We start from the raw sequence: 22812 nt of genomic DNA, 5'->3' as shown, positions 1-22812 counted from the left end.
TTTAAGGCATTATTTTAACCGAAGCGTTCCTGCCAGGTTGGGAACATATCGTTCGGCGCTGAGGTGGCCTCGAATACCCCACGCGCAATAGCACGAGCCATTGTGTTGGCTGCATAGGCGCCCAACGAGACGAATGCGTCTTCGCGCTCTGGCAACGCTTTTTTGCCGCTGGAGAGAGCAAAGATCAGATCCCCATCATAGGGTGTATGAGATGGCCAGAGTGCACGGGTGAAGCCATCATGCGCCATGATGGACAATCTCTTGGCCTGTGCCTTGGTCAGGATGGCATCGGTGGCAATGACGGCAATTGTGGTATTGGCATTCTGTCCGGCTTCACCTGCTCTTATCGCATCCATTTTGGTTTTGGGTAAATCCACATTTGCAGGCATGGAAGAGGGAAGACCAAGTCCACCGAACTCGCCGTGCTGCTCAAAAGGAGCAGCCCAGAAGTGCTTTCCATCACCCATTGTGGCTTGGCCAAGCGCGTTGACCACGACCAAAGCGCCAATGGTGATGCCATCAAGAGTGGTGAAAGAGGCAGATCCAAGGCCACCTTTTAGCCCTGCGGTAAGGGCACCTGTTCCTGCACCATGACTACCCAGTTTGAACTCCATGGAAGCGTTTTCAGCGGCTTTCCAGCCCATCTCCCAATAAGGAGACTGTCGATCCCAGTTCTTGTCGCCACCATTGATGAGATCAAAAATGATTGCTCCGGGGACAATGGGTACGCGGACAGGGCCTATGGCAAAACCACGCCCCTGTTTACGAAGCCAGCCTTGAACTCCGCCAGCAGCATCCAATCCAAAAGCGGAACCGCCAGAGAGAACCAGACCGTCAATGGCCTCTACGGTCTGGTCAGGGTTGAGCAGTTCCGTATCTCGTGTTCCTGGTGCACCGCCAAGAATTGAGCAAGATGCGACCATGGGCTCATCACAGAGTAGAACGGTGCAGCCTGATTTAAGATTCTCATCTGAAGCATTACCGACACTCAAGCCTTCAATATCTGTGATGAAATTCTTCATGATCAACTCTCTTGAACGGATGGGTTGGAATTGGTTGCCGGGCGGCGTTTGGATGATAGCCCAAGCCAAAGCGATAGGAAAATGAAGGAAAGGCCTGCCACTTGGAGCCAGCTTAGAGTTTCGTTCAATGCAAGAACAGCGATGAGTAGAGACGTTACGGGAACCAATGCTGTGAAGATGCCTGCTGTAGAGGCTGGGATCAATCTTATGCCGTAACACCAGAAATAGAAGCTGAGCAGGGATGCTGACAAAATATAATAGCCTGCGATGGTCCAGAAGCAGATTGAGGCGCTGGGAAGCTGCAACCCATCATCCATCATCACTAGGAGAGGGATTGTCAGAGGGATCGCCAAGGCATGCACCAGCAGCGACAAGGTCCAGACCGGAATGATAGCCGCATAGCGACGAGAAAGAACTGCGAACAATGCTTCAGAACAGATGGCAGCAAAGATGAGGCTGTTTCCGAACCAGATGGCGCTTTGACTGGACGTTGCTGCTGCGGATGAAACGTGACCTGAAGGATCAGACAGATTGAGGATAGCAATGCCGAGCATCGCGAGCGTGATGGAACCAGCTGTACGGGCAGAGATATATTCGCGCAGGATAAGGAAGCTAAGCACCGCGATAACAGCGGGCAAGGAAGAGCTGATGATACCTGCATTGATCGCCGGGGTATATTGAACGCCGACCAGCATGAAAGTGGTGAAGAGTACAGCACCGAACAGCGACAAGCAGGTGATTTCAAACCATTGGCGGACATTCAGTCGACGCAGGCTCTGAAGATCACCGAGCTCCATCATGGCAAGTGGAATCAGAACCAGACTGGAACTGATGAAACGCAGCATGGCAAAAGAAGTGGGCGGAATGGTTTCGGTGATCAATTTGCCGAGGGGAATGTTTCCACCGACCATGATCATGGCGAAGATTATGGCAAGATAGGCGCGCATAGGAATTGCTCTTCGGAAGGGACGCGACACAGTGCCATTGACGTGCGCAAAAAGAAAGCCCCGATGTGAGACACCGGGGCTTTCTACTAGGGATTCGGTCTAAGACCTTGAAGTCCTAGTTCAGGTAGTCATACTTGCCGTCTTTCCACTCGTAGAAAACATAACCTGGCAGAGTCACATCGCCTTTGTCGTCGAATGACAGAGTACCAAGAACAGTCTTGAACTCACCTTTGTTCAGAGCACCGTTAACAGCTTCGTAGTCGGTGGAACCTGCACCTTTAACAGCGTCAACCCAAGCCTGAATTGCTGCATAGGTGTAGAGAACATAACCTTCTGGCTCAATGCCTTTTTCACGGAATTTTGCAACCAGTGGAGCAGCGTCAGGGTTCTTACGTGGATCCGGGGAGAAGGTCATCAGAGTGCCTTCGCCAGCCGCACCAGTGATTGACCAATATTCGTCAGTCACAAGCGCATCACCGGAGATCAGCTTGGTGTCCATGCCTTGCTCACGCATCTGGCGAACCATCAGACCTGCTTCGGTGTGGTAACCACCAACATAGAGAACGTCGACTTTGTTCTGCTTCAGCTTGGAAACCAGGGCGGTGTAGTCTTTTTCACCAGCTGTATAGGCTTCATAAAGGGTCTCTTTGCCGCCATTGGCTTTATATGCACCCAATGTAGCGTCGGCGAGGCCTTTACCGTAAGCGGTTTTGTCATGAACAAAAGCAATGTTCTTGCCTGCATAATTGTCGGTCAGGAATTTACCTGCAACCAAGCCCTGCTGGTCATCACGACCACAAACACGATAGGTGCCGCCATCTTTGTTTGGGCGCTCATCGGTGAATTTAGGGTTGGTGGATGCCGGAGTGATCTGCACGACTTCTTCGTCAGCATATACAGCGGATGCTGGAATGGAAGAACCAGAGCAGAAGTGACCAGCCATGAAGACAGCGCCTTTACCAACCATCTGGTTGGCAACAGCTACAGCCTGCTTAGGATCGCAAGCGTCATCGCCTACTTCCAGCTTCAGCATTTCGCCGTTGATGCCACCTGCAGCATTGATGTCAGCAACAGCCATCTCGGCACCAGCTTTCATCTGTTGACCAAAGGACGCGTACTGACCGGTCATTGGACCTGCGGTGCCAATCACGATGTCAGCAAATGCAGCCGGGGTCAGAGCAATAGTGGAAGCCAGGGCAACGCCCGCCAAAAGTGCTTTTTTCATCAAATCTCTCCCATGAGATATTATTTTGGTTCTTGATGCGAACGGATCCGCATCAATCTCTGGTGTGGTTTGCAAACCATCTTTGGTTTGTCGTTATTAGGGCTTAAAAACTCAAAAGTTTCAATCCCAATTTTGATTCAACCGTTAATGAGGATAACTTATGCCTCATCCTTTTGGCTGATATGATGGAGGGCAAATTATTGCCCTCCAAGATGACGTAGGGTAACAGCTCAGGCGCTTCTTTCGCGCCAGCTGAAAGCCGAGGTTTTTTCATATAGCCAGTGATATTGGCTGGTCATCTGAAGGGTGCGCGTATAGCGATGCCCCAGAAAACAGATGATCAACATTGCAGCCAGATCAACCAGATAGAAATGCAGGCTGAGCAGCGTGCCTTCAAATAGAGCGAAATGAAGGAAGCGCACGAAGGCGGCCAACAGAATCATATAAAGGACAATCTGGTTGGTTGGACGCCAAGTCAGGGCGATCCCCCGACCAGCCATCCAGGCGGCGCCGCCGCCCACCAGAATTGTGACCAGTAAAAAGGCGAGGAGGGAGTTTTCCCAAAGTAGTGACATAACAAAGATCCTCCTAGTGCCGTCCACCTTCCAGATACGCGGCCTGGACTTCCGGATTTTCCAGAAGTTCCTTGCCGGGACCGGAAAGGGTGATTTCACCATTGATCATAACATAACCGCGATGGGCCAGCTTAAGTGCGTGATAGGCATTTTGCTCCACCAGGAAAACGGTGAGGCCCTGCTGTTCATTCAGCTCCTTGACCACCTCGAAGATCTGCTTGACCACCAAGGGTGCCAAACCAAGGGATGGTTCGTCCAACATCAGCAGTTTGGGGCGTGACATCAAAGCACGGGCAATGGCCAGCATTTGTTGCTCGCCACCGGACAGAGTGCCACCACGTTGGCTCTGACGCTTTTCCAGAATTGGGAAAAGGTCAAATACCATACGAAGGTCTTCATCAATATGTTCGTAATTGATGACAGCTGCACCCATCTGCAGATTTTCCATCACTGTCATGCGCCCAAAGATCCGACGACCTTCGGGGGATTGGGCAATGGCTTTATGGGCGATCTGGTGTGTTGGCATATCGGTGATATCCTCACCGTTATACATGATAGTCCCTTCACGAGCACGAGTAACGCCGCAAACGGTCATCATGGTGGTGGACTTGCCAGCACCATTTGCACCGATGATGGTTACGATCTCGCCTTCATTGACATCGATGTCGATGCCACGAAGTGCAACAATCTTGCCGTAATAGGTTTTAACGCCGCGAAGGCTCAACAGTGGCTGTGTCATGGATGATGCTCCATATGGACTTCTTCTTCCACACTATCGACTTCGTCGTCGTCAACGCCAAGATAGGCTGCAATCACATGCGGATCGTTTTGAACAAAGTTGGCGTCGCCATCGGAGATTTTCTCACCGTAATCCAGCACAACAACATGGTCGGAAATTTCCATAACCATGGACATGTCGTGCTCGATCAGCAGAACAGATGTATCATCCAGCTCTCGAATTGAACGAAGCAGGCCATTCAGTTCCAGAGTTTCTTTCGGATTCAGACCAGCAGCAGGCTCATCCAGACATAGAAGCTCCGGATTGGTGCACATGGCGCGAGCGATCTCAAGACGGCGTTGGTCACCATAAGGCAGATCAGCGGCTGGATCGTCAGCCCGATCAATCAGATCGATACGTTCCAGCCATGCTTTGGCTTTCTCGATGCTGTCTTTTTCCGAATTGCGGAACCCTGCCAAGCCAAGAATTCCACCGATGGTGAAGGAGGAATCCTTCATCAACTTGTTGTGTTGGGCTACCATCAGATTTTCCAGAACGGTCATGCCACCAAAGAGGCGGATATTCTGGAAAGTACGCGCAACCTTGGCATGCTGTGCGATTTCGAAATCAGGGATGCGCTCGAGAAGAAACTCCTCGCCGGCTGCCTGTTTCATGGTGACGCGACCCTCAGTTGGCTTGTAGAAGCCAGTCACGCAGTTAAATACGGTGGTTTTGCCTGCACCGTTCGGGCCGATGAGCGCAGTGATATCACCACGGCCGACTTCGAAGGAGAGGTCGTTGACCGCAACCAGACCACCAAACCTCATGGTCAGATGTTCTACGGTCAGGATTGGATTGTCTTTCCAGGATGTCATCCTTCGCCCTCCGCAACCAGATCGGCCGAAACCGCTTTCTTTTCTTTAAGATAAACGGATGGTTCACGGCTGGAGACAAGGCCGCGTGGCTTCCAGATCATGATGACAACCATCAACAGGCCAAAGACCAGCATGCGCAGTTCTTCCAGATCACGGAAGACCTCGAAGCCCCCAATCATCACGATGGAGGCGATGACAACGCCAAGCTGAGAGCCAAGACCGCCTAGAACAACGATCGCCAGAATGATGGCGGATTCGATGAAGGTGAAACTCTCCGGAGAGATGAAACCCTGACGGGTGGCAAAGAAAGCACCGGCAAACCCACCAAACATCGCGCCGAGTGAAAAGGCTGTGAGTTTGGTATTGGTGGTGTTGATGCCGAGGGACCGGCAGGCAATTTCATCTTCACGCAGTGCTTCCCAAGCCCGTCCTATTGGTAGACGGCGCAGGCGCATGGTGATGAAGTTGGTGATGAGGGCAAGGATCAGAATGAGATAGAACAGAAAAATCACCTTATGAAGGGATGAATAATCCAGTCCGAAAAAGTCTGCAAAGCCGTCACGGCGCTTGAATTCCAAGCCAAAGAAAGATGGACGAGGGATGCGGGAAATGCCGTCAGGACCACCAGTGAATTCATACCAGTTCAGCAGAACGACACGGATGATCTCACCGAATGCCAAGGTCACAATGGCCAAATAGTCACCGCGCAGGCGCAGGACAGGGAAACCAAGGATGATACCCCAGAAGGCGGCCAGAATACCGGCAAGCGGCAAACAAACCCAGAAGGACAAATCAAAGTAGTGGGCCAACAATGCATAAGAGTAGGCCCCAACTGCATAGAAAGCCACATAACCCAGATCAAGAAGACCGGCCAGACCGACCACAATATTCAGGCCCCAGCCCAGCATGATATAGGTCAGAACAAGAATGCCCAGATCAATGATATAGCGATCACCATAAGGCATGAAGGGCAGGGTAATGGCGAAAACCAGAAGAGCTGGCCCAATGAAGGAGCCGATCTTGCTCAGGGTTGCCTGATTTGGGGTGATTGATTTGGCCGCATCTGCCAGAACATTCTCGCCCTGCCAGATGAACATGCCCATCAGGAAGCGTCCGATGAAAGTGCCGATCACCAGCCAGAGGACAAGCATCCACTGGCCTTCGATTTGTAGACCGCCCTGAGCGGTTTTTGTTTTGAGGCCAACCAATACGCTAAACAGCGCAATGGCGACCACCGCAGCTAGGCCTGCATCTTTTAATGCAGTGCCCACTCTGCTATTCGAGGTGGCTGACATCTTAGACTTTCTCCACTTCTGGCTTGCCGAGCAGGCCGGATGGCAGGAAGATCAGCACGATAGCGAGGATCGAAAAGGCTGCAACGTCTTTGTATTCTACCGAGAAATACCCGGACCAGAATGTTTCGATCAAACCAATCAACAGGCCACCCAACATGGCACCCGGAAGCGAGCCGATGCCGCCAAGAACGGCTGCGGTGAAGGCCTTCACCCCGGCCAGGAAGCCGATGAAGAAATCGATCACACCGTAATAGAGCAGGAACATGACGCCAGCGACGGAAGCGAGCGCGGCACCCATAACGAAGGTGGTGGAGATGGTGCGGTCAACATTGACGCCGAGCAATGCTGCCATTTTCTGATCCTGCTCACAAGCTCGTTGGGCACGACCAAGAGAGGTTTTGTTGATCAGCAGCGTAAAGCCAGCCATCAAGCAGACCGTGGTTACGATGATCAGGATCTGCATATAGGAAAGTTGGACGACAAAACCGTCATTTTCCATCAACTTGAAGCCGCCTGAAATCTGCGGTGGCAATGGCTTAACACGAGCGCCCTGAACGATCTGTACGAAGTTCTGGAGAACAATGGACATGCCGATGGCCGTGATCAATGGTGCCAGACGGAAGGAACCGCGGAGCGGTCGATAGGCTATCCTCTCTACTGACCACCCCCATACAGATGTCAGCAGCATGGAAGCTATGAGTACGATCAACAGAACGATCGGCAGAAATGTAACGCCGAGTGCTGTGATTGCCAGCAAGGTGATGAGTGCAATGAAGGCACCAACCATAAAGATGTCACCATGGGCAAAATTGATCATGCCGATGATGCCATAAACCATAGTGTAACCAATGGCGATGAGGCCGTAGATAGACCCCAGCGTGATACCATTGATCAACTGTTGTATAAAATATTCCATTTGACTCGCTATTCCCCTTCTCGCCCGTGGCTTTTCACCACTTATTTAGATGGAGAGGTGTTTTTTTGGATTTTTTCAGGACCATAACATTCCCGTCTTCTTATTAGCAAGAAGTCGGAGATGAGACAATTATTTCAGCGTAAATTGGGGAATAATTGTTCGATTTTGCTGTTTTGGGAGGAAAAACAGCAAAAATAATCGGTTATGGCTGCGTATTCGAAATAATGATGTGAATATGCATGTATAGTGATGATCTTTAGGCGGTGTGGTGATGCTGTTCATTACTTATTGTTACTGAAGGAAGAGCGAAAGCTGATGCTTTGGTGGTGGAATTCTGACGACATGTTCTTCCTGCTGGATTATCCTACAGATGAGTTGAAGAAGATCCTGTGGGCTCCTTTTCATTGGATTGGTGAGTGGAAAGGGTATCATTGGTATGCCTGTTGTTCCCGGTGACCTGAGGACAAGCTTTGGCGCTTGCCCCCCATGTTGGTATCAGTGCCCGCTTAGAGGCGCTATTGTTTCGGTTTATTTGATCGTTATATGTAAAATGGCACCAAGATGGAAAGGTGGGTAGATGAATATCGGTGAAGTCAGTAAAGCAGTAGAACTACCGGTTAAAACCATTCGATATTACGAGGATATCGGATTGGTTACGCCAGATCGTCTGGGAAATGGATATCGCTTTTTTGATGATCTTGATGTCGAACGCCTGAAGCTTATCGGACGTGCGCGTAATTTGGGGTTTGGAGTTGAAGCCTGTCGCCGTCTTTTGGCTCTTTATGATGATTCCGGCAGGGCGAGTTCAGATGTCAAGCAGTTGGCTATTGAGCATCTGGTGGAGATTGATCAAAAGATTGCAGAGCTGGAATCTTTACGCAAGCTATTGTTGCCTATGGTGGAGGCCTGCAAGGGCAATGAAGATGCAGACTGCGCCATTCTTGACGGGTTGGTTCATCCTCATGCTACAGAAGAGACTGATTGATCTTCAAAGCAACCCATTGCCCCGAAATGAAGTATGGCCGTTTTTGGCAACGATTATATGATCGTGAATGCTAATGCCTAATGGCTCTGCAGCATTTATGATGGTTTTGGTCATATCGATATCTGCTTGCGATGGGGTGGGGTCGCCGCTTGGATGATTGTGAACCAAAATGATGGCGGTGGCTGAAAGTTCGAGAGCTCTCTTGATCACTTCTCGTGTATAGACAGGTGTATGGTCGATTGTGCCTTCTTGCTGAACTTCATCTGTTATCAAGGTGTTTCTTTTGTCCAAAAACAGGACACGAAATTGCTCGATATCATTGAAGGCCATCGAGGTGCGACAATGATCCAGAACTGCTTTCCAGGATGAGAGAATAGGGCGCTTCTTCACTTTGCCATGGGTGAAATGCGCGGCAGCGGCTTGAACAATCTTGAGTTCAGTAACAACCGAAGGACCTATTCCAGGAAATTCCTCGAGCAGATGATCTGGTGCAGAGACAACTTCCGAAAAGCTGCCAAAACGCTCAAGCAACTGTTTTGCCAGTGGTTTGATATCGCGGCGGGGGATGGCGCGAAAGAGGACTAGTTCCAATAGCTCATAGTCATGCAGAGATTCGGGACCGGATTGGCGAAATTTGTGCCTTAGCCTTTCCCGGTGGCCCATATAATGGGGTTTTGCAGATGTATCCTCAGATCCCGCCATATTGGTTCCGTCAGGCTGTTCCACTCGAATAAGGAGGCTTATGAAGTCCGCCGGGAGAGGTGGTAAAGATCTCGCAGCCATCTTCTGTAATGCCAAGAGAATGCTCAAATTGAGCTGAGAGGGAACGATCTCGTGTAACCGCTGTCCAGCCATCAGCAAGCACCTTTACATGCGGTTTTCCGAGATTGATCATGGGTTCGATGGTGAAGATCATGCCTGGCTTCAAGGTCACGCCTTCGCCTTTACGACCATAATGCAAGATGTTGGGGGCATCATGGAACAGGCGGCCGAGGCCATGGCCGCAGAAATCACGAACCACACCGCAGCGCTGTTTTTCCGCATATTCCTGAATAGCTGCGCCGATGTCACCGGTTGTGTTGCCCGGCTTGGCCATATCAATGCCGATCATCAGACAATCATAAGTCACGTCGATCAGTCGTTCTGCTGCTCGCTTTACTTTACCAACCGGATACATGCGTGAGGAATCACCGTGCCAGCCATTGAGGATATAGGTGATGTCGACATTGACGATATCGCCTTCCTTCAATGGCTTGTTATTGGGGATGCCATGGCAGACCACATGGTTGATTGATGTACAGCAGAATTTGGTGTAACCGCGATAGTTCAACGTTGCGGGCAGGGCGTTATGTTCTTCGCCAAAAGCTCGGAAAAAATCGTCAATTTCTTGTGTAGTAACACCGGGTTTGACCAATTCGGCAACCTTATCAAGGGCAGTAGCTGCCAGTTGACCAGCGGCTCTCATACCAGCAAAGCCATCTTCTTCATAAAGATGTATATCACCAGTGTTACGCATGGGACCTGTGGGCGCCGGGATGTAATTGATCATACTTGTATGTTCCAGACTTTAACGCATTCAGAATGCTTCGCTCTTGTGCTTCTTTATGGATATATCTGATATGGATTGGTTGCAAACCCTCTTGCACTTGTTTGCAACAAAATGTGGAGCTGTTTGTCCGCTTTTGGTGTGCTTGTTTATCCTTGAGAGCGAAATGGTATCGGATCAGTCAATGTGATCTCTTCCGTGGTGATTTTGCAAGCATATCCATAAGCCTCAACGCCTCGTTCGATTGCCTTATCGAAGGCCTCTCCATACGCAGGATCGATATCACGGGCGAAGTCAAACTGCTGTGCATCCGTTCTCTGAATCAGGTAAAGCATGACAGCTCGGTGGCCTTGTTCAACCATATCGGAAAGTTCTGCCAGATGTTTGGCACCGCGTTTGGTCACCGAATCGGGAAACTCGGCCAGACCAGCCTCGCGAAGCAAATGAACATTCTTGACTTCAACGTAACAATCACGTTTTCCATCTGAGCGAAGGAGCAGATCAATGCGGCTGTTTTGACCATATCTCACTTCTCTCTGAACATGCTCATATTCTGTCAATTCAGGAATGGCTCCGGCAAGAATGGCCTCTTCAACAATGCGATTGGGATGGGCGGTATTGATTCCGACCAAGGCCCCATCTACTTCCATGAGTTCCCAGCTATAGGCCAGTTTTCGCTTCGGGTTGTCAGATTTTGAGAGCCAGCAAAGACTGCCTTCGTCTTTCAGTCCCATCATTGAGCCCGGATTGGCACAATGGGCAGTGATAACGTCGCCGTTCTCCAGTTTCATATCGGCAAGAAAGCGTTTGTAACGTTTAAGAAGGCGGGCAGGGATGAGAGGAGTTGGCAGTTTCATTTGGCTCTAAATGCTTTAATGTGCTGACTATGGGAGCAATATGCTCGCATATTGTGGGCTTGTGGTGGGTGCACCCATGAGGTAAAGCGAAGTGCATCCGATCTCAAGCCACTATAGTGGATGAAGCGAGAGAGCATGGCAATGGATGCAGATTTGGTAACGGCAGGTGTTTTGGTAATTGGGGATGAAATCCTCTCGGGTCGCACCAAAGACAAGAATGTCGGTTTCATTGCCGATTATCTGACGCAACTTGGTATTGACCTGAAAGAAGTGCGCATTGTTGCGGATGATACAGATGCGATTGTAGAAGCCGTCAATGCCATGCGTGCATGCTGGACCTATCTCTTCACCACTGGTGGCATTGGGCCGACCCATGATGATATCACCGCAGATTCCGTGGCTACCGCCTTTGGTGTGAGGATCGACCATGATCCGCGTGCTGTAGACATTCTCACCCGTCATTATCAGGCGGGTGAACTTAATGAAGCACGCATGCGTATGGCGCGTGTTCCATTTGGTGCAGACCTGATTGAGAACAAGGTTTCCAGTGCACCGGGTTTTCGTCTTGAAAATGTCCATGTGATGGCAGGGGTGCCATCGGTTATGCAAGCCATGATGGACGCTATCGCACCCACTTTGCGAACCAATAGCGCGCTATTGAGTGAAACCATCGATACAGGTGTTGGCGAGGGGCTAGTGGCGGAACCTTTGCGGATTGCACAAGAGCGTCATCCTGAGGTTGTGATGGGGTCCTACCCCTATTTGAGAGATGGCCTTTTTGCGACAAAACTTGTGCTGCGTAGTCGCGAGCAAGACAAGTTGAAAGCGGCATGTGAAGATATTGAGACCATGCTGGCTGACCTGAAGGGTCAAAGGCAGGCACAAATTTAGAGCGCGTTCCTTTGACTGGAAGGTCTTTCCTTTTTTGAGAAGAGATACGCATTGAAAGAAAAGAACGATCAAGGACAGAAAAGCAATGAGTGAAACTCCTGCCAATGCCTTTCCCGTTTATTGGGAGCAATTCCATCGTGATAGCCGTGCTTTGGCCTTTCGTCTGAAAGGCGTTGCAGACTGGAAAGCTATCGTATGTATCACCCGTGGTGGTCTGGTTCCCGCAGCTATTATTGCTCGGGAATTGGGGATTCGCATGATCGATACCGTCTGCGTTGCCTCTTATCACGACTATGAGAGCCAGGGCGATATGCAGGTGATCAAGGCGATTGATCCAAGCGTCGTTGATGTTGAAGGTGGCGAAGGTGAGGGCGTGTTGATCATTGATGATCTGGTGGATACAGGTAAAACTGCCAAGGTTGTTCGTGCTATGTTGCCCAAAGCGCATTTTGCGACTGTCTATGCCAAGCCGATGGGTCGTCCTTTGGTGGACACCTTCGTGACCGAGGTTTCGCAAGATACCTGGATCTACTTCCCCTGGGATATGGGGCTGCAATTCCAGCCACCAATCACGCATGAACATGCTGGCTAAGCTGATTTGGCCTGAACCTGGTTTTGAAAAGGGAGCCTGATGGTTCCCTTTTTTGTTTGGCTTGTGGATGCAAGAGTGTGTGGCTTGCAATCTGTCCATTGGGTCTATAGCTATTTGTGAACTGATTTCTACGCGGACGTGGTGGAATTGGTATACACAGCAGACTTAAAATCTGCCGGCCCTAGGCTATACGGGTTCAAGTCCCGTCGTCCGCACCATCTTTCTTTGCGCTTTGCCGCCCACCAACCCAAAGCGCTGGGTTTGGTTCGAGGTTTCTCCTCTCACCTGCACTCCAATATCCCCGCTCAGATTTCCTTTGACGGGGTTTTTTATTGCCTGATTTGCACTGCTGTTTTGCAGGTTTCTCTACTGCTCGGTTTAGGGTGGTCTGGTTATTGTTTTTGAAATTTGATTGCAAATTCAGTTGATACCACCTTATGTCGCATTGAGTTTTCATCTTCTGGCCAATATTTCTTGATCTAATACTTCAAGTTTGAAGCTGTAAGGTGCAATCCGTGAAAATATTAGCAATCGCTGCATTTGTCTCTGTCTTATCGGTCTCATCAACATTGGCTGGAACGGTCAATAAGACGGTTCCTGCTAACCAATCTACAGTTCTTACGGGTATCAGTCTTTTTAACTCGATGAACTGCAATCATGGGCCAATTCCAAAAGTTAAGCTCAAATCGCCTCCCAAACATGGGAAAGTTACCTTTAAAAAAAAGGTGATCAAGATTTCTTCAGGACGTTGCAAAGGCAAGACGATGACAGGAACATTGGTCATCTATACGCCAAAGCGCGGTTATCGCGGTCAGGATGCTTTCAAATCAGAATTTTCCTATGACAAGTATGTCACCGGGTCCACCGCTCGTGCCTATAATAGTGATACCTTCAAGCTCACAGTGAAATAACGCTGATGCTCTAGAGTGCCTTCATACAATGCAAAAGCCGCAGAGTTTTATGCTCAGCGGTTTGTTTCGTTTGGGAGGGTCATCTGACGCAGAACTTAAGATCCATTCTTGGATTTCTTTTGAAAATGCTGCTTGATTGTGAAGCTCAAATGCGCAGCGATCATCATGCCGATCATGGTGCCGACGATGACGGTGGTAAAGCGACCAACGGGTAGGGAGGTTATGTCGGGTGTGGAGATGAAGGCGATGGTCGCAAAGATGGCTGCAGATAGTGTGGCATGCCAACGCACCTTGATCAGCATGCCAGAAATGAAGGCTGCGATACCGAGTGGGCTGAAGAGCGCTGCGAAAATGACGGCAGCGAGCAATGCGAAATCCATCGTGTAGCCTTTCCTTGAAACTTGAATTTATTCGCCCTGATCTGACGTCAGGAGCTTTTGAGCCTGATGATAAATCTTTTGGTTCATTTGGGAATAGGCCTTTTGTTCGTCTTCACTCAAAGCGCTTAACAGAAAAGCCTCTCTCTCTTTGGCAAGCGGGATAATTTGTGCCAACAGAGCCTCTCCGGCTTCAGAAAGCCGCAGGATCTTGTTACGCCGGTCCTTGCTGTTTTCCTTGCGACTGACATGACCGTTTGCCTCAAGACGGGCAACAGCACGGCTGACCTGCATCTTGTCGAGGGTGGTATAGGAACTGAGTTCTTTGCCAGTCATATCGGGCTTGTCGCCAAGACCGGCAAGAATTCGCCATTCTGCTCGAGTCAGATCGAAACGATCCCGGTATAGATCGGCGACTGATTGACTGACGGCATCGGTTACAACAGCCAGCCGATAGGGCAGGAAGGCTTGCAGTTCAAACATTTTATCGTCGTCAGAGTGATCCATATCTACCGATTTGCTCTATGGGATTCGCAGTTTGCTTATCCCGGTTTTAGCTCTCACTTGTGATGAGTTCAAGTTTCTCAATTATGCCATTTTGCATGCCTGACAAGAATTTTCCAGTTATTTCAGGTGCTTATCATCGTGCAAAAAAAGGCTTGCAGTAAATAGTAACAAATGATACCAATATAGTAACAGGTGAAACTAATTTGATCCGGCACTATTCTGGGAGGACAGATGATGAGCGCTGCATTGAAAATTGAACAGATCCATCACGTTGCCTATCGCTGTAAGGATGCGAAGGAAACCGTTGAGTGGTACACCAAGAACCTCAATATGGATTTTGTCTTGGCTATCGCAGAGGACTTCGTGCCTTCTACCCATGAGCCAGACCCTTATATGCATCTGTTTCTGGATGCAGGCAATGGCAACGTGCTGGCATTTTTCGAGTTGCCAACCAAGCCGGAAATGGGCCGTGATGAAAATACTCCGGTTTGGGTTCAACATATTGCTTTCAAAGTGAAAGATCGTGAAACATTGATAGCTTTCAAAGATCAGTTGGAAGCCAATGGTATTGATGTGCTGGGTGTGACTGATCACTCCATTTTCCATTCCATCTATTTCTTTGATCCAAATGGTCACCGCATTGAGCTGGCTTGCCCGGATCCTGCGGAAGAAGCCAAGCTGAAGCGCCTGGATGACGTGAAATGGGAAATGCTGGAAGAATGGTCCAAGACCAAACGTGCTCCAAAACATGCAGAATGGTTGCATGCCAAAGAGCTTGAAGGCGTCGAATAAGCCTTAATTTCCATATTTAATTCTGGATGAGAGCTGGCTGATGTAAACTTAGGCTCTCATCTCTTCCCGTCTGCTTTGCTCTGGCGGCGAGATTGAGTGGAAGAAGGACCAATGCTCAATACTTATACTTTTCCTGAATATGAATATGTTTGTTCGGATGAACAGAAAAACGGCACGATCAAGCGGCATCCTGTCGTGGTGGTTGGTGCTGGACCAATCGGCTTGACCGCCGCACTGGATTTTGCCCAGCAGGGCATTGAAGTTGTTGTGCTGGATGACAATAACACGGTGAGTTTTGGCTCCCGCGCTGTATGTTATGCAAAACGTCCGCTGGAGATCTGGGATCGTCTTGGCTGTGGCGAACGTATGGTTGAAAAAGGCGTCAACTGGAAGCTTGGCAAGGTCTATTTCAAGGACAAGCTGGCTTACCAGTTTGATCTGCTGGCCGAAGATGACCACAAAATGCCAGCAATGATCAATCTGCAGCAATATTATCTCGAAGAATATATGGTTGATGAGTGTCTGAAAGATGACAAGATCAATCTGTGCTGGAAACATAAGCTGATTTCGATCAAGCAGATGGATGATCATGCGGTGCTGACAATTGAAACTCCGGATGGGGTCTTCAAGATGGAAGCAGACTGGGTGATTGGTTGTGATGGTGCCAATTCCGATCTGCGCAAAATGGTCGGTGCTGATTTTACCGGTCAGTTCTTCATGGACCGCTTCCTGATTGCTGATATCGAGATGAAAGCGGACTTTCCGCCAGAGCGTTGGTTCTGGTTTGATCCTCCATTCCATCGCAATCAGTCAGCATTGTTGCATATGCAGCCGGATAATGTCTGGCGTCTGGACTTCCAGCTCGGTTGGGAAACCGATCCGGAAGAAGAGAAAAAACCGGAAAATATCATCCCGCGCGTAAAAGCCATGTTGGGCGATGATGTTGATTTTGAATTGGAATGGGCCTCTGTTTATCAGTTTGCTTGCCGTCGGATCGATCAGTTCCGTCATGGACGCGTGATCTTTGCTGGTGATGCCGCCCATCAGGTTTCTCCATTTGGTGCGCGTGGTGCCAATACCGGTGTGCAGGATATCGATAATCTGGGCTGGAAAATGAAGCTGGTTCTGGAGGGAAAGGCACCGATCGGTCTGATTGACACCTATCATGAAGAGCGGGCTTTTGCTGCAGATGATAATCTGCTCAATTCTACCCGTGCGACAGATTTCATCACACCAAAATCCAAAGGTAGTCGCTTCTACCGCGATGCGGTGCTCGAGCTAGCGGAGTTGACAGATTTTGCCAAGCCTTTGGTGAATTCCGGTCGTCTTTCCGTCCCTACGCCTTATGTTAATTCGTCTCTTAACACTGCTGATGAAGATGAGTTTGCTGGTTTGATGGTGCCGGGTACCAATTGTGCTGATGCTCCGATCAAGAAAGATGGCGCTGATAGCTGGTTGCTGAATCAGATCGGTGGCGAGTTCATGATTCTGGTTGTTGGTGACAAGCCTCAGGATAGTGTGGATGCTGGTGTTGCCTCTGCCAAGGTTGTTTCCATCGGCTCTGACCTGAACGATGTCAAAGGCGTTTTCGCTGATCGTTATGATGCCAGGGAAGGAACCACTTATCTTGTTCGTCCTGATCAACATGTTGCTGCACGTTGGCGTGGGTTTGATGAAGCCAAGATTATTGCGGCAATCGCGCGTGCGACCTGTACGAATTAAGGAGATCCATCATGGCTTTGAAAAATGAAATGAATATCCCGGATCATGATGACTTCTATAAGGAGTTGATCGATTCTCAGCGGGATATGAGCGATGACGAGCAACAGCTGATGAACGCCAAGTTGGTGCTTATACTGGCCAATGAGGTTGGTGATCGCGAAAAGCTCAGTGCTGCGATCAAGCTGGCCGCAACACGTCCCTGATAGACAATCTGGTGCAAGATAAAAAGAAGCCGCCTTTCCTGAACAGGAAGGCGGCTTTTTGCTTGTGGGATGCCCAATCAATGGATGGGTGGAATTTCTTGTGAGCCCTGCTTTAACGGCAGAAACGTTTCCGGCCACTATAAGTCGTGAAATAACCTGTGCGTGGATTGAAGGAACGGTAGCGTTCATGGCAATAGCGATACCAGGCACCGGTCCATGGCTTTGGACGACCATAATATTTCTTCACGCGTACCGGGCGGTAGTATCTCGGTGAAATATGCCGATGTCGTACACCGTTGTGACGATGCCAACCACGTTTGAAATTGCGATGGTAATGGTTGCGCGGCGTGTTCCAATATCCTCTATGATACTGATTGCTATGGACAAATGCAGCTCCACCGAGCGCACCAATTGCCAAGCCGGCAACAAAGGCAGCATTTCGTCCGTTTTTGGCTTGTGCCTCGTTAGATGGCAAGGCAATGCTCAAAGCCGGAATTAGGGCAACGAGCAGGGCCAATGAAGTCAGTTTCTTGATCATCCTGGCGGTCTCCTGTTGTTCGCTTTTTCTTACGTATGTTGCACCCATGCAGCGTGGTTGCTAATATATCATAGCATAGTGGCGGAAATTTGATGATGTTATCCATGATAAGAGAATCAAAAATGCGTCAGCAAGAAAGCCGGTGTTAGACCGGCTTCTTTTTGACTAAGTTCTCTGTGTGGGCTTAACGGCAGAAACGACGGTGGCCACTATAGGTTACAAAATACCCAGTGCGTGGGTTGAAAGAACGATAGCGTGCTGAACAATAGTCATACCATGCGCCTGTCCAAGGTGCAGGGCGGGCATAACCATGAGAGTGACCGTGGCTATGTCCATCATAGCGGCTGTGATAATGACCATTGTGACGGTGAGCAGATGCATGTGTTGCCATCGCGCCGACTGCCAGACCTGTGATCGCGCCTACTGCAAAGGCTGCGTTACGGCCACTTGCGGCCTGTGCTTCCTGTTGTGGAATGGCAAAAGTGGTGACGGTTGCCAGGGCTGCGATAAGAGAAAGGGTTTTCAAAGACTTGCTAAACATGATCGGCTCCTGCTTGTTTTGTTGAGTGCGGTTGATTGCTTGCTCTTGTCCTTGAGACGCAGTGCCGGGAGAAATGGTTCAGAAAAAAGACAGGAAATTTTTATTTTTATTATAAGATATTGATTTATATGAATTTTTATTTTCTTTTTTTCTTTGAGATCGTCTGAGGCCTAACTTCCATATAGATAGGTTCCGCGCTTTTTTTGAGGATGACTGGTTTGTGTAGGGTAGGCTTGTTCCTAAGCCTGTTAGGGATCTATCAGCAGAATTCGGGTGGCATTCATTTCCCTTAGGTTGGACTTGGTGAGATCCTGTGCCAATAATATAGCAATAAATTGGCGATAAAGATGAGATGCCGATGGCACGCTATTGCTTGTGTGTCCTGTATGGGCTGGATGGGTTATAGATGGTGCGATTGAGCACAAAGAAAAAATAATAAAAAAGATTGAACCGCAAAACTGTATGCCGCGTCCTACAGGTGACAGTAGAGATGGAACGTGAATGTCTGGATCTGAGAGTGCTCGGGATCTTGAGCTACTAAGAAAAGTTGCCGACAATGATCGCAATGCCATTGCGCTCTTATATCAAAGGCATCACCTTCGACTTTATCGTTATCTGTTGCGCTTCGTGAAAAGTGATGCCGTGGCAGAGGAGTTGGTCAATGAGACTTTCCTGGAAGTCTGGCGTGCAGCTGGACGGTTTGAAGGGCGATCGAAGGTTTCCTCCTGGATTATATCCATCGGGCGAAACAAGGCGATCAGCATCTTGCGGAAACGATCAGATGCCGAACTGGATGAAGATTATGCCTCCGGTTTGGAAGATGAGAGCGATACGCCTGAAGTTGCAACCCTAAAACAGGACAAAGCTGCTGCCTTGCGCGATTGTATCAATCGGTTGGGACAGCAACACAGGGAAGTGATCGACCTGGTCTATTATCAGGAGAAGCCAATCAAGGAGATTGCGGCGATCCTGGAAGTGCCAGAAAATACGGTAAAGACACGCGTTTTTCATGCTCGCAAAAAGCTGTCGGAACTAATGAGCAAAGCCGGTATTGACCGGGGATGGCCATGATGTGGGACATGATCCTGCTGATGTCGAGGACGAGACCATGAAATATGATCAGGATATTGAGCAAATGCTTCCTTGGTATGCGAAGGATTTGCTGAGTGACGAAGAAAAGTCTCAGGTCGATCGCTATCTGGACGATTATCCCGATATGCGTGCTCAGCTTCAGCTGATTGAAGAGGAAAATATAGCCTCCCAGCAAGTGCATGATGCCTTGGGTGGTCCGCTCCCCGGCGGATTGGATCGTCTGATGGCTCGCATTGATGTTGAGGAAAGCGCAAAGGATCCAGTAGGTCAGATCAGTCAAGCTGGTAATGGCTTGCTTGCCAAAGTTGCTGGCCTCTTTGATGGTTTCTCTCGTCCCGCTCTGCAAATAGCTGGGATGGCTGCGGCAGTTGTTATTGTTGTACAAGCACTGGTTATTGGTGGAATGCTGCGACAGGATACTTCAGGACCGGTTGAAGGTGGTCAGGTGGCATCTGTTCCGACCATCGAGCCTAGCGGAGCATTCAAAACGGCATCGGGCAAAAAAAATGCTATGATGGCTGCATCTGCGCAGGTTGGGGCCAAGCTGCTCATTGCTTTTAAAAGTGATGCGAAAGTTTCTGATATCAGCGCACTGCTGAAAATCAGCTCAGCCACCATTGTTGCAGGTCCAAAGGCTGGCGGTATCTATGAGATTTTTGTCGCTGAAGATAAATTGCCAGAAGGTGGGGCCAAGATGTTGTCAAAGGATTTGGCACAACAAAAAACTCTGGTGAAGTTCGTGTCTGTTACCAAATAGACCTGCATATGAACAGAACCTGCTGGATGTGCTTTCGAATAATAATGGTGCAAGTGTAAGATGTGAGGATGGAGAGCGAAATGGTTCAAGATCGAAACTATGGAAAGCTCCTTGCAAAGGTCGCTTTGCGATCTTCCCTTTGCCTCGCTTTGGCAGGTTCGTTGGTTATGGGTAGCCTTGGCGAAACCTGGGCACAATATCCCGGTGCCACGCCCCCGCCTCCGTCCAACGATATTCATCGACCCAAAGGCAACCGGGGTAGCAATGCCGCTGGAGCAGCGATTGGCCTTGGTGTCGGGATCATTCTTGGCATCGCTGCTGAAAAAGCCCGTCAAAGAGCACGTGCGCGCAAAGATCCTCCCGTTTATGGCTCCCCGCCACCATCTGCAGGTAGAAATGGTCCCAAATATAAAAAGCCGAAAAAGCCTAGACGTGTTCGCAAGACCAAGCGGCCTCGGAAGGCCAGGATTGTCCGTGTAGCCCTGCCAGAAATGATACGGTTGGGACGTCCAAAGCCTGGTACTTATCGTATCGGTTTCAAACCGTTGATGAGCAAAAAGCACTTTGTAGTGGCTCTGAAACCTGGCATCAGTCAGAAAGAAGTTTCGGAATTTCTCCAACAGTATGACCTGAGGCGGCTGGCACAGATACGCCTTGGTTTGCTGGATCAGATTTATTTGAAGCTGGCTTACCCAAAGGGGATGAAGCCTGCTGAGTTAGCAAAATTAGGATCTGATCCACGTTTGCAAAAAGCCCAACCTTCTTATCTCTACTATCCTGCTCAAACCTCAGCCGCGAGCAAGGGGGTGGCTGAGGAAGAATTGCCAGATGGACTGCAATATGCCTTTGATAAGCTGAACCTTACGGCGCAGACCATTGCACAGCGAGGTAAGGGGGTGACACTGGCGGTGATCGATAGCGGTATTTCGAGTTCGCATCCTGCTTTGGTAGACAAGGTCTCTGGCCGCTTCACGGCTTTTGCCAAAAAAAGTGCCAAGCTTGATACGCATCACGGTACTGCGGTTGCCTCAATCATTGCTGCTCGTCAGGGTATGCGAGGCGTTGCCAGTGAAGTAAAGTTGCTATCCGCACAAGTCTTTGCGACGAGTGAAGAAGGATATGTCACTGCCGATAGTTATGATATTGCTCGTGGTATTGACTGGGCTATTGCCAATGGGGCGAATATTCTCAATCTGTCATTTGCTGGTGACCAGGACCCGCTGATCAAAGCGGTTCTTGAGAAAGCGTCGGAGCGTGGTGTGATTGCTATTGCTGCGGCCGGCAATGAAGGGGTAGGGGCACCGGCTGCTTATCCTGCTGCTTATGACAATGTGATCGCTGTGACCGCGACAGACGCAGATGATGGCCTTTATGACTTTGCCAATCGTGGCGGACATGTCGAGATTGCAGCGCCTGGTGTGGATGTTCTGGTTGCAAGCGGCGAAGAAGGCTATGCGTTGGAAAGCGGTACTTCCATGGCTGCTGCTTATATTTCCGGTTCCGTGGCATTGATGCTGGAACGTGTGCAGGGATTGTCCCCTGACAAGATCAAGGAATATCTGGCGATTGCTGCCCGTGATCTTGGTGACGCCGGACGTGACCCGGACTTTGGGCATGGCTTGCTGGATGCAGGCAAGGCGGTTTCAGATCTTGCATCCTCATCTAACGGGGATAGTAGCTGAGCAGGCATATAGGAGCCTGAATTTCTAACTGTGAGAAATCACACAGATCGCGAAGACTGCTGACACTATGCTGTCAGCAGGGCATTGTTATGGTCCATTTCATGTTGGATTTGTGGCTTGGCCACGTAACTGAAATGGAGCTAAAGATGACCCAAGATCCAAAGAATGCAGTAACATGGTTTTCTATTCCGGCGACTGACTTTGAAAAGAGCATTGCCTTCTATCAAGGCTTGCTTGGTATCAAGCTGAGCCGGGAAACAATGGGGGAGGGTGACATGCAGATGCCATTTGCCATGTTCCCCAAGCAGAATGAAGATGGGGTAACGGGTGCAGTGACGCCTGCCAATAACGTTCAACCAGCGAGCGGCGGTGTGGTGATTTATCTCGCATGTAGTGATCTTGATGGTGCGCTTGGTCGGGTCGAAGGACTGGGCGGCAGTGTTGTCATGCCCAAGATGGCTCTTCCTAATGAAGTTGGTGACATTGCCATCATTTCTGATATCGATGGCACACCGGTTGGTTTGCATCAGGGGTAAGTTGAAGGGAACAGGCCATGCGGCGCGCTGATCGTTTGTTCGAGATTGTGCAGCATCTGCGCGGTGGGCGTTTGCTGACCGCGCAAGGCCTTGCCGAGCGTCTTGAGGTCTCAAAGCGCACGATCTATCGTGACTTGGCTGATCTTCAGGCCAATGGTGTTCCCATTGAAGGTGAGGCAGGCGTTGGATATGTGCTGTCCAGTGATTATCATTTGCCTCCTCTTTCCTTCAAAGCTGATGAAATTGCCGCATTGGTGATAGGAGCTCGAATGGCAGAGGCCTGGGCCGGGCAGGAAATAGCGCAAGCGGCTCGAGAGGCCTTGGTCAAGATCGAGACGGTATTGCCAGAGGGCATGCGTTCTCAGCTTCAAGACGCCAACATGTTCGCTCCTGATTTCATGATGCCGCTAGAGATCAAACTCAAATTGGATGAATTACGGCAGGCGACCGATTTGCGATCCTATATTCGGATCGATTATGAAAGTCTGGAAGGTAAGCTGACAGTACGCAAAGTTCGGCCATTGGGGTTGTTTTTCTGGGGCAAGGTCTGGACTGTGTTGGGTTGGTGCGAGACTCGTGAGGATTTTCGCTCCTTTCGTGTCGATAAAATTCGCCATTTGCAAGTCTTGCAGGAGGCCTTTCTGAAAGAGACCGGGCGAGAATTGCATGATTTTTTGCGAACAGTTCAACGATGTGGTCGTGACTGAGCT

At 49.6% G+C, this 22812-nt stretch carries 27 protein-coding genes and 1 tRNA gene; 13 read left to right on the top strand and 15 right to left on the bottom strand.

The genetic code is table 11. The annotated features are described in order from the left end of the window. Nucleotides 1–14: 14 nt before the first annotated feature. The 8 genes from CRO57_RS08670 to CRO57_RS08635 all read right to left on the bottom strand — a co-directional run bounded on the left by CRO57_RS08670 (nt 15) and on the right by CRO57_RS08635 (nt 7573). Complete coding sequence (locus tag CRO57_RS08670) at nt 15–1022, bottom strand: P1 family peptidase (RefSeq protein ID WP_097152863.1); 1008 nt, start codon at nt 1020–1022, stop codon at nt 15–17. A gap of 2 nt (nt 1023–1024) precedes the next feature. Beyond that, nucleotides 1025–1969: a DMT family transporter gene (locus CRO57_RS08665; RefSeq protein ID WP_097152862.1), complete on the bottom strand. Its 945-nt coding sequence runs from the start codon at nt 1967–1969 to the stop codon at nt 1025–1027. Between the two features lie 115 nt (nt 1970–2084). Continuing rightward, nucleotides 2085–3194: a branched-chain amino acid ABC transporter substrate-binding protein gene (locus CRO57_RS08660; protein ID WP_097152861.1), complete on the bottom strand. Its 1110-nt coding sequence runs from the start codon at nt 3192–3194 to the stop codon at nt 2085–2087. 230 nt (nt 3195–3424) lie between these two features. Beyond that, nucleotides 3425–3769, bottom strand: a complete 345-nt coding sequence (locus CRO57_RS08655; protein ID WP_097152860.1) for a DUF6867 family protein — start codon at nt 3767–3769, stop codon at nt 3425–3427. 13 nt (nt 3770–3782) lie between these two features. After that, nucleotides 3783–4508, bottom strand: coding sequence for an ABC transporter ATP-binding protein (locus CRO57_RS08650; RefSeq protein ID WP_097152859.1), 726 nt, complete (start codon nt 4506–4508; stop codon nt 3783–3785). Then, on the bottom strand, nt 4505–5362 hold the full coding sequence (locus tag CRO57_RS08645) for an ABC transporter ATP-binding protein (RefSeq protein ID WP_097152858.1): 858 nt from the start codon (nt 5360–5362) through the stop codon (nt 4505–4507). The genes CRO57_RS08650 and CRO57_RS08645 overlap by 4 nt, the downstream gene beginning before the upstream one ends. After that, on the bottom strand, nt 5359–6657 hold the full coding sequence (livM, locus tag CRO57_RS08640) for a high-affinity branched-chain amino acid ABC transporter permease LivM (RefSeq protein WP_097152857.1): 1299 nt from the start codon (nt 6655–6657) through the stop codon (nt 5359–5361). Before livM ends, CRO57_RS08645 begins: the two co-directional genes overlap by 4 nt. Nucleotide 6658: 1 nt before the next feature. Next, a complete protein-coding gene (locus CRO57_RS08635) occupies nt 6659–7573 on the bottom strand; it encodes an ABC transporter permease subunit (RefSeq protein ID WP_097152856.1) in 915 nt (304 codons plus the stop codon). Nucleotides 7574–8150: 577 nt separating this feature from the next. On the opposite strand from CRO57_RS08635, the gene CRO57_RS08625 reads away from it, so the two are divergent. After that, complete coding sequence (locus CRO57_RS08625) at nt 8151–8558, top strand: MerR family DNA-binding protein (RefSeq protein WP_097152854.1); 408 nt, start codon at nt 8151–8153, stop codon at nt 8556–8558. A 3-nt stretch (nt 8559–8561) separates the two neighbouring features. Here CRO57_RS08625 and radC read toward each other — a convergent pair whose 3' ends face one another. The 3 genes from radC to sfsA form a co-directional block, all read right to left on the bottom strand. Next, the gene (gene radC / locus CRO57_RS08620; protein ID WP_097152853.1) at nt 8562–9260 is read right to left on the bottom strand and encodes a RadC family protein; all 699 of its coding nucleotides are present in this window, start codon (nt 9258–9260) and stop codon (nt 8562–8564) included. 10 nt (nt 9261–9270) lie between these two features. Further along, nucleotides 9271–10107, bottom strand: a complete 837-nt coding sequence (gene map / locus CRO57_RS08615) for a type I methionyl aminopeptidase (RefSeq protein WP_097152852.1) — start codon at nt 10105–10107, stop codon at nt 9271–9273. Between the two features lie 146 nt (nt 10108–10253). Further along, a complete protein-coding gene (sfsA, locus tag CRO57_RS08610) occupies nt 10254–10961 on the bottom strand; it encodes a DNA/RNA nuclease SfsA (RefSeq protein ID WP_097152851.1) in 708 nt (235 codons plus the stop codon). A 141-nt stretch (nt 10962–11102) separates the two neighbouring features. Between sfsA and CRO57_RS08605 the strand changes: the two genes are divergently transcribed. From CRO57_RS08605 to CRO57_RS08585, 4 genes are all read left to right on the top strand, one after another. After that, nucleotides 11103–11852 carry a competence/damage-inducible protein A gene (locus CRO57_RS08605; RefSeq protein ID WP_097153299.1) on the top strand — a complete coding sequence of 250 codons (750 nt, stop codon included), beginning with the start codon at nt 11103–11105 and terminating at the stop codon, nt 11850–11852. A gap of 85 nt (nt 11853–11937) precedes the next feature. Then, nucleotides 11938–12444, top strand: a complete 507-nt coding sequence (gpt, locus tag CRO57_RS08600) for a xanthine phosphoribosyltransferase (protein WP_097152850.1) — start codon at nt 11938–11940, stop codon at nt 12442–12444. Between the two features lie 132 nt (nt 12445–12576). Beyond that, nucleotides 12577–12662, top strand: a tRNA-Leu gene (locus tag CRO57_RS08595). Between the two features lie 297 nt (nt 12663–12959). Continuing rightward, entirely contained in the window at nt 12960–13355 is a 396-nt protein-coding gene (locus tag CRO57_RS08585) for a hypothetical protein (RefSeq protein ID WP_141401207.1), read from the top strand. Nucleotides 13356–13450: 95 nt separating this feature from the next. Here the strand turns inward: CRO57_RS08585 and CRO57_RS08580 are convergent, their stop codons facing one another. Together CRO57_RS08580 and CRO57_RS08575 are read right to left on the bottom strand one after the other, a co-directional pair. Further along, complete coding sequence (locus CRO57_RS08580) at nt 13451–13735, bottom strand: hypothetical protein (protein ID WP_097152847.1); 285 nt, start codon at nt 13733–13735, stop codon at nt 13451–13453. Nucleotides 13736–13762: 27 nt separating this feature from the next. Beyond that, nucleotides 13763–14239, bottom strand: coding sequence for a MarR family winged helix-turn-helix transcriptional regulator (locus CRO57_RS08575; protein ID WP_244580037.1), 477 nt, complete (start codon nt 14237–14239; stop codon nt 13763–13765). A gap of 246 nt (nt 14240–14485) precedes the next feature. Between CRO57_RS08575 and CRO57_RS08570 the strand changes: the two genes are divergently transcribed. From CRO57_RS08570 to CRO57_RS08560, 3 genes are all read left to right on the top strand, one after another. Then, nucleotides 14486–15031 (top strand): VOC family protein, encoded by a 546-nt coding sequence (locus tag CRO57_RS08570; protein WP_097153297.1) that lies wholly within the window; start codon nt 14486–14488, stop codon nt 15029–15031. A 111-nt stretch (nt 15032–15142) separates the two neighbouring features. Continuing rightward, entirely contained in the window at nt 15143–16753 is a 1611-nt protein-coding gene (locus CRO57_RS08565; protein WP_097152846.1) for an FAD-dependent oxidoreductase, read from the top strand. Nucleotides 16754–16764: 11 nt separating this feature from the next. Beyond that, a complete protein-coding gene (locus CRO57_RS08560; RefSeq protein ID WP_097152845.1) occupies nt 16765–16956 on the top strand; it encodes a DUF2783 domain-containing protein in 192 nt (63 codons plus the stop codon). Between the two features lie 112 nt (nt 16957–17068). Here CRO57_RS08560 and CRO57_RS08555 read toward each other — a convergent pair whose 3' ends face one another. Beyond that, nucleotides 17069–17494, bottom strand: a complete 426-nt coding sequence (locus CRO57_RS08555; protein ID WP_097152844.1) for a BA14K family protein — start codon at nt 17492–17494, stop codon at nt 17069–17071. Nucleotides 17495–17678: 184 nt separating this feature from the next. Next, a complete protein-coding gene (locus CRO57_RS25115; RefSeq protein WP_244580036.1) occupies nt 17679–18035 on the bottom strand; it encodes a BA14K family protein in 357 nt (118 codons plus the stop codon). Nucleotides 18036–18536: 501 nt separating this feature from the next. On the opposite strand from CRO57_RS25115, the gene CRO57_RS08545 reads away from it, so the two are divergent. The 5 genes from CRO57_RS08545 to CRO57_RS08525 all read left to right on the top strand — a co-directional run bounded on the left by CRO57_RS08545 (nt 18537) and on the right by CRO57_RS08525 (nt 22809). Then, a complete protein-coding gene (locus CRO57_RS08545; RefSeq protein ID WP_097152843.1) occupies nt 18537–19106 on the top strand; it encodes a sigma-70 family RNA polymerase sigma factor in 570 nt (189 codons plus the stop codon). A gap of 1 nt (nt 19107) precedes the next feature. Further along, nucleotides 19108–19884 (top strand): hypothetical protein, encoded by a 777-nt coding sequence (locus CRO57_RS08540; RefSeq protein ID WP_141401206.1) that lies wholly within the window; start codon nt 19108–19110, stop codon nt 19882–19884. 80 nt (nt 19885–19964) lie between these two features. After that, on the top strand, nt 19965–21566 hold the full coding sequence (locus CRO57_RS08535; RefSeq protein ID WP_170955997.1) for a S8 family peptidase: 1602 nt from the start codon (nt 19965–19967) through the stop codon (nt 21564–21566). A gap of 146 nt (nt 21567–21712) precedes the next feature. Then, nucleotides 21713–22102: a VOC family protein gene (locus CRO57_RS08530; RefSeq protein WP_170955996.1), complete on the top strand. Its 390-nt coding sequence runs from the start codon at nt 21713–21715 to the stop codon at nt 22100–22102. Between the two features lie 17 nt (nt 22103–22119). Then, nucleotides 22120–22809 carry a helix-turn-helix transcriptional regulator gene (locus CRO57_RS08525; RefSeq protein ID WP_097152839.1) on the top strand — a complete coding sequence of 230 codons (690 nt, stop codon included), beginning with the start codon at nt 22120–22122 and terminating at the stop codon, nt 22807–22809. Nucleotides 22810–22812: the final 3 nt, after the last annotated feature.

The sequence above is a fragment of the Cohaesibacter gelatinilyticus genome (assembly GCF_900215605.1).
In the GTDB taxonomy this organism is placed as follows: domain Bacteria; phylum Pseudomonadota; class Alphaproteobacteria; order Rhizobiales; family Cohaesibacteraceae; genus Cohaesibacter; species Cohaesibacter gelatinilyticus.
Note: the sequence above shows the minus strand (reverse complement) of the source record. Positions and strands in the feature narration are given on the sequence as shown.

Excerpts from the sequence above, each read along its gene's own strand:
- CRO57_RS08625 (WP_097152854.1), top strand. The coding sequence starts at position 8,151 with ATGAATATCGGTGAAGTCAGTAAAGCAGTAGAACTACCGGTTAAAACC.
- CRO57_RS08655 (WP_097152860.1), bottom strand. The coding sequence starts at position 3,769 with ATGTCACTACTTTGGGAAAACTCCCTCCTCGCCTTTTTACTGGTCACA.
- CRO57_RS08545 (WP_097152843.1), top strand. The coding sequence starts at position 18,537 with ATGTCTGGATCTGAGAGTGCTCGGGATCTTGAGCTACTAAGAAAAGTT.
- radC (WP_097152853.1), bottom strand. The coding sequence starts at position 9,260 with ATGGCGGGATCTGAGGATACATCTGCAAAACCCCATTATATGGGCCAC.
- CRO57_RS08605 (WP_097153299.1), top strand. The coding sequence starts at position 11,103 with ATGGATGCAGATTTGGTAACGGCAGGTGTTTTGGTAATTGGGGATGAA.
- CRO57_RS25115 (WP_244580036.1), bottom strand. The coding sequence starts at position 18,035 with ATGTTTAGCAAGTCTTTGAAAACCCTTTCTCTTATCGCAGCCCTGGCA.
- CRO57_RS08635 (WP_097152856.1), bottom strand. The coding sequence starts at position 7,573 with ATGGAATATTTTATACAACAGTTGATCAATGGTATCACGCTGGGGTCT.
- CRO57_RS08560 (WP_097152845.1), top strand. The coding sequence starts at position 16,765 with ATGGCTTTGAAAAATGAAATGAATATCCCGGATCATGATGACTTCTAT.
- livM (WP_097152857.1), bottom strand. The coding sequence starts at position 6,657 with ATGTCAGCCACCTCGAATAGCAGAGTGGGCACTGCATTAAAAGATGCA.
- CRO57_RS08660 (WP_097152861.1), bottom strand. The coding sequence starts at position 3,194 with ATGAAAAAAGCACTTTTGGCGGGCGTTGCCCTGGCTTCCACTATTGCT.
- CRO57_RS08670 (WP_097152863.1), bottom strand. The coding sequence starts at position 1,022 with ATGAAGAATTTCATCACAGATATTGAAGGCTTGAGTGTCGGTAATGCT.
- CRO57_RS08665 (WP_097152862.1), bottom strand. The coding sequence starts at position 1,969 with ATGCGCGCCTATCTTGCCATAATCTTCGCCATGATCATGGTCGGTGGA.
- gpt (WP_097152850.1), top strand. The coding sequence starts at position 11,938 with ATGAGTGAAACTCCTGCCAATGCCTTTCCCGTTTATTGGGAGCAATTC.
- CRO57_RS08555 (WP_097152844.1), bottom strand. The coding sequence starts at position 17,494 with ATGATCAAGAAACTGACTTCATTGGCCCTGCTCGTTGCCCTAATTCCG.
- CRO57_RS08535 (WP_170955997.1), top strand. The coding sequence starts at position 19,965 with ATGGTTCAAGATCGAAACTATGGAAAGCTCCTTGCAAAGGTCGCTTTG.
- map (WP_097152852.1), bottom strand. The coding sequence starts at position 10,107 with ATGATCAATTACATCCCGGCGCCCACAGGTCCCATGCGTAACACTGGT.
- sfsA (WP_097152851.1), bottom strand. The coding sequence starts at position 10,961 with ATGAAACTGCCAACTCCTCTCATCCCTGCCCGCCTTCTTAAACGTTAC.
- CRO57_RS08645 (WP_097152858.1), bottom strand. The coding sequence starts at position 5,362 with ATGACATCCTGGAAAGACAATCCAATCCTGACCGTAGAACATCTGACC.
- CRO57_RS08565 (WP_097152846.1), top strand. The coding sequence starts at position 15,143 with ATGCTCAATACTTATACTTTTCCTGAATATGAATATGTTTGTTCGGAT.
- CRO57_RS08530 (WP_170955996.1), top strand. The coding sequence starts at position 21,713 with ATGACCCAAGATCCAAAGAATGCAGTAACATGGTTTTCTATTCCGGCG.
- CRO57_RS08525 (WP_097152839.1), top strand. The coding sequence starts at position 22,120 with ATGCGGCGCGCTGATCGTTTGTTCGAGATTGTGCAGCATCTGCGCGGT.
- CRO57_RS08580 (WP_097152847.1), bottom strand. The coding sequence starts at position 13,735 with ATGGATTTCGCATTGCTCGCTGCCGTCATTTTCGCAGCGCTCTTCAGC.
- CRO57_RS08650 (WP_097152859.1), bottom strand. The coding sequence starts at position 4,508 with ATGACACAGCCACTGTTGAGCCTTCGCGGCGTTAAAACCTATTACGGC.
- CRO57_RS08575 (WP_244580037.1), bottom strand. The coding sequence starts at position 14,239 with ATGGATCACTCTGACGACGATAAAATGTTTGAACTGCAAGCCTTCCTG.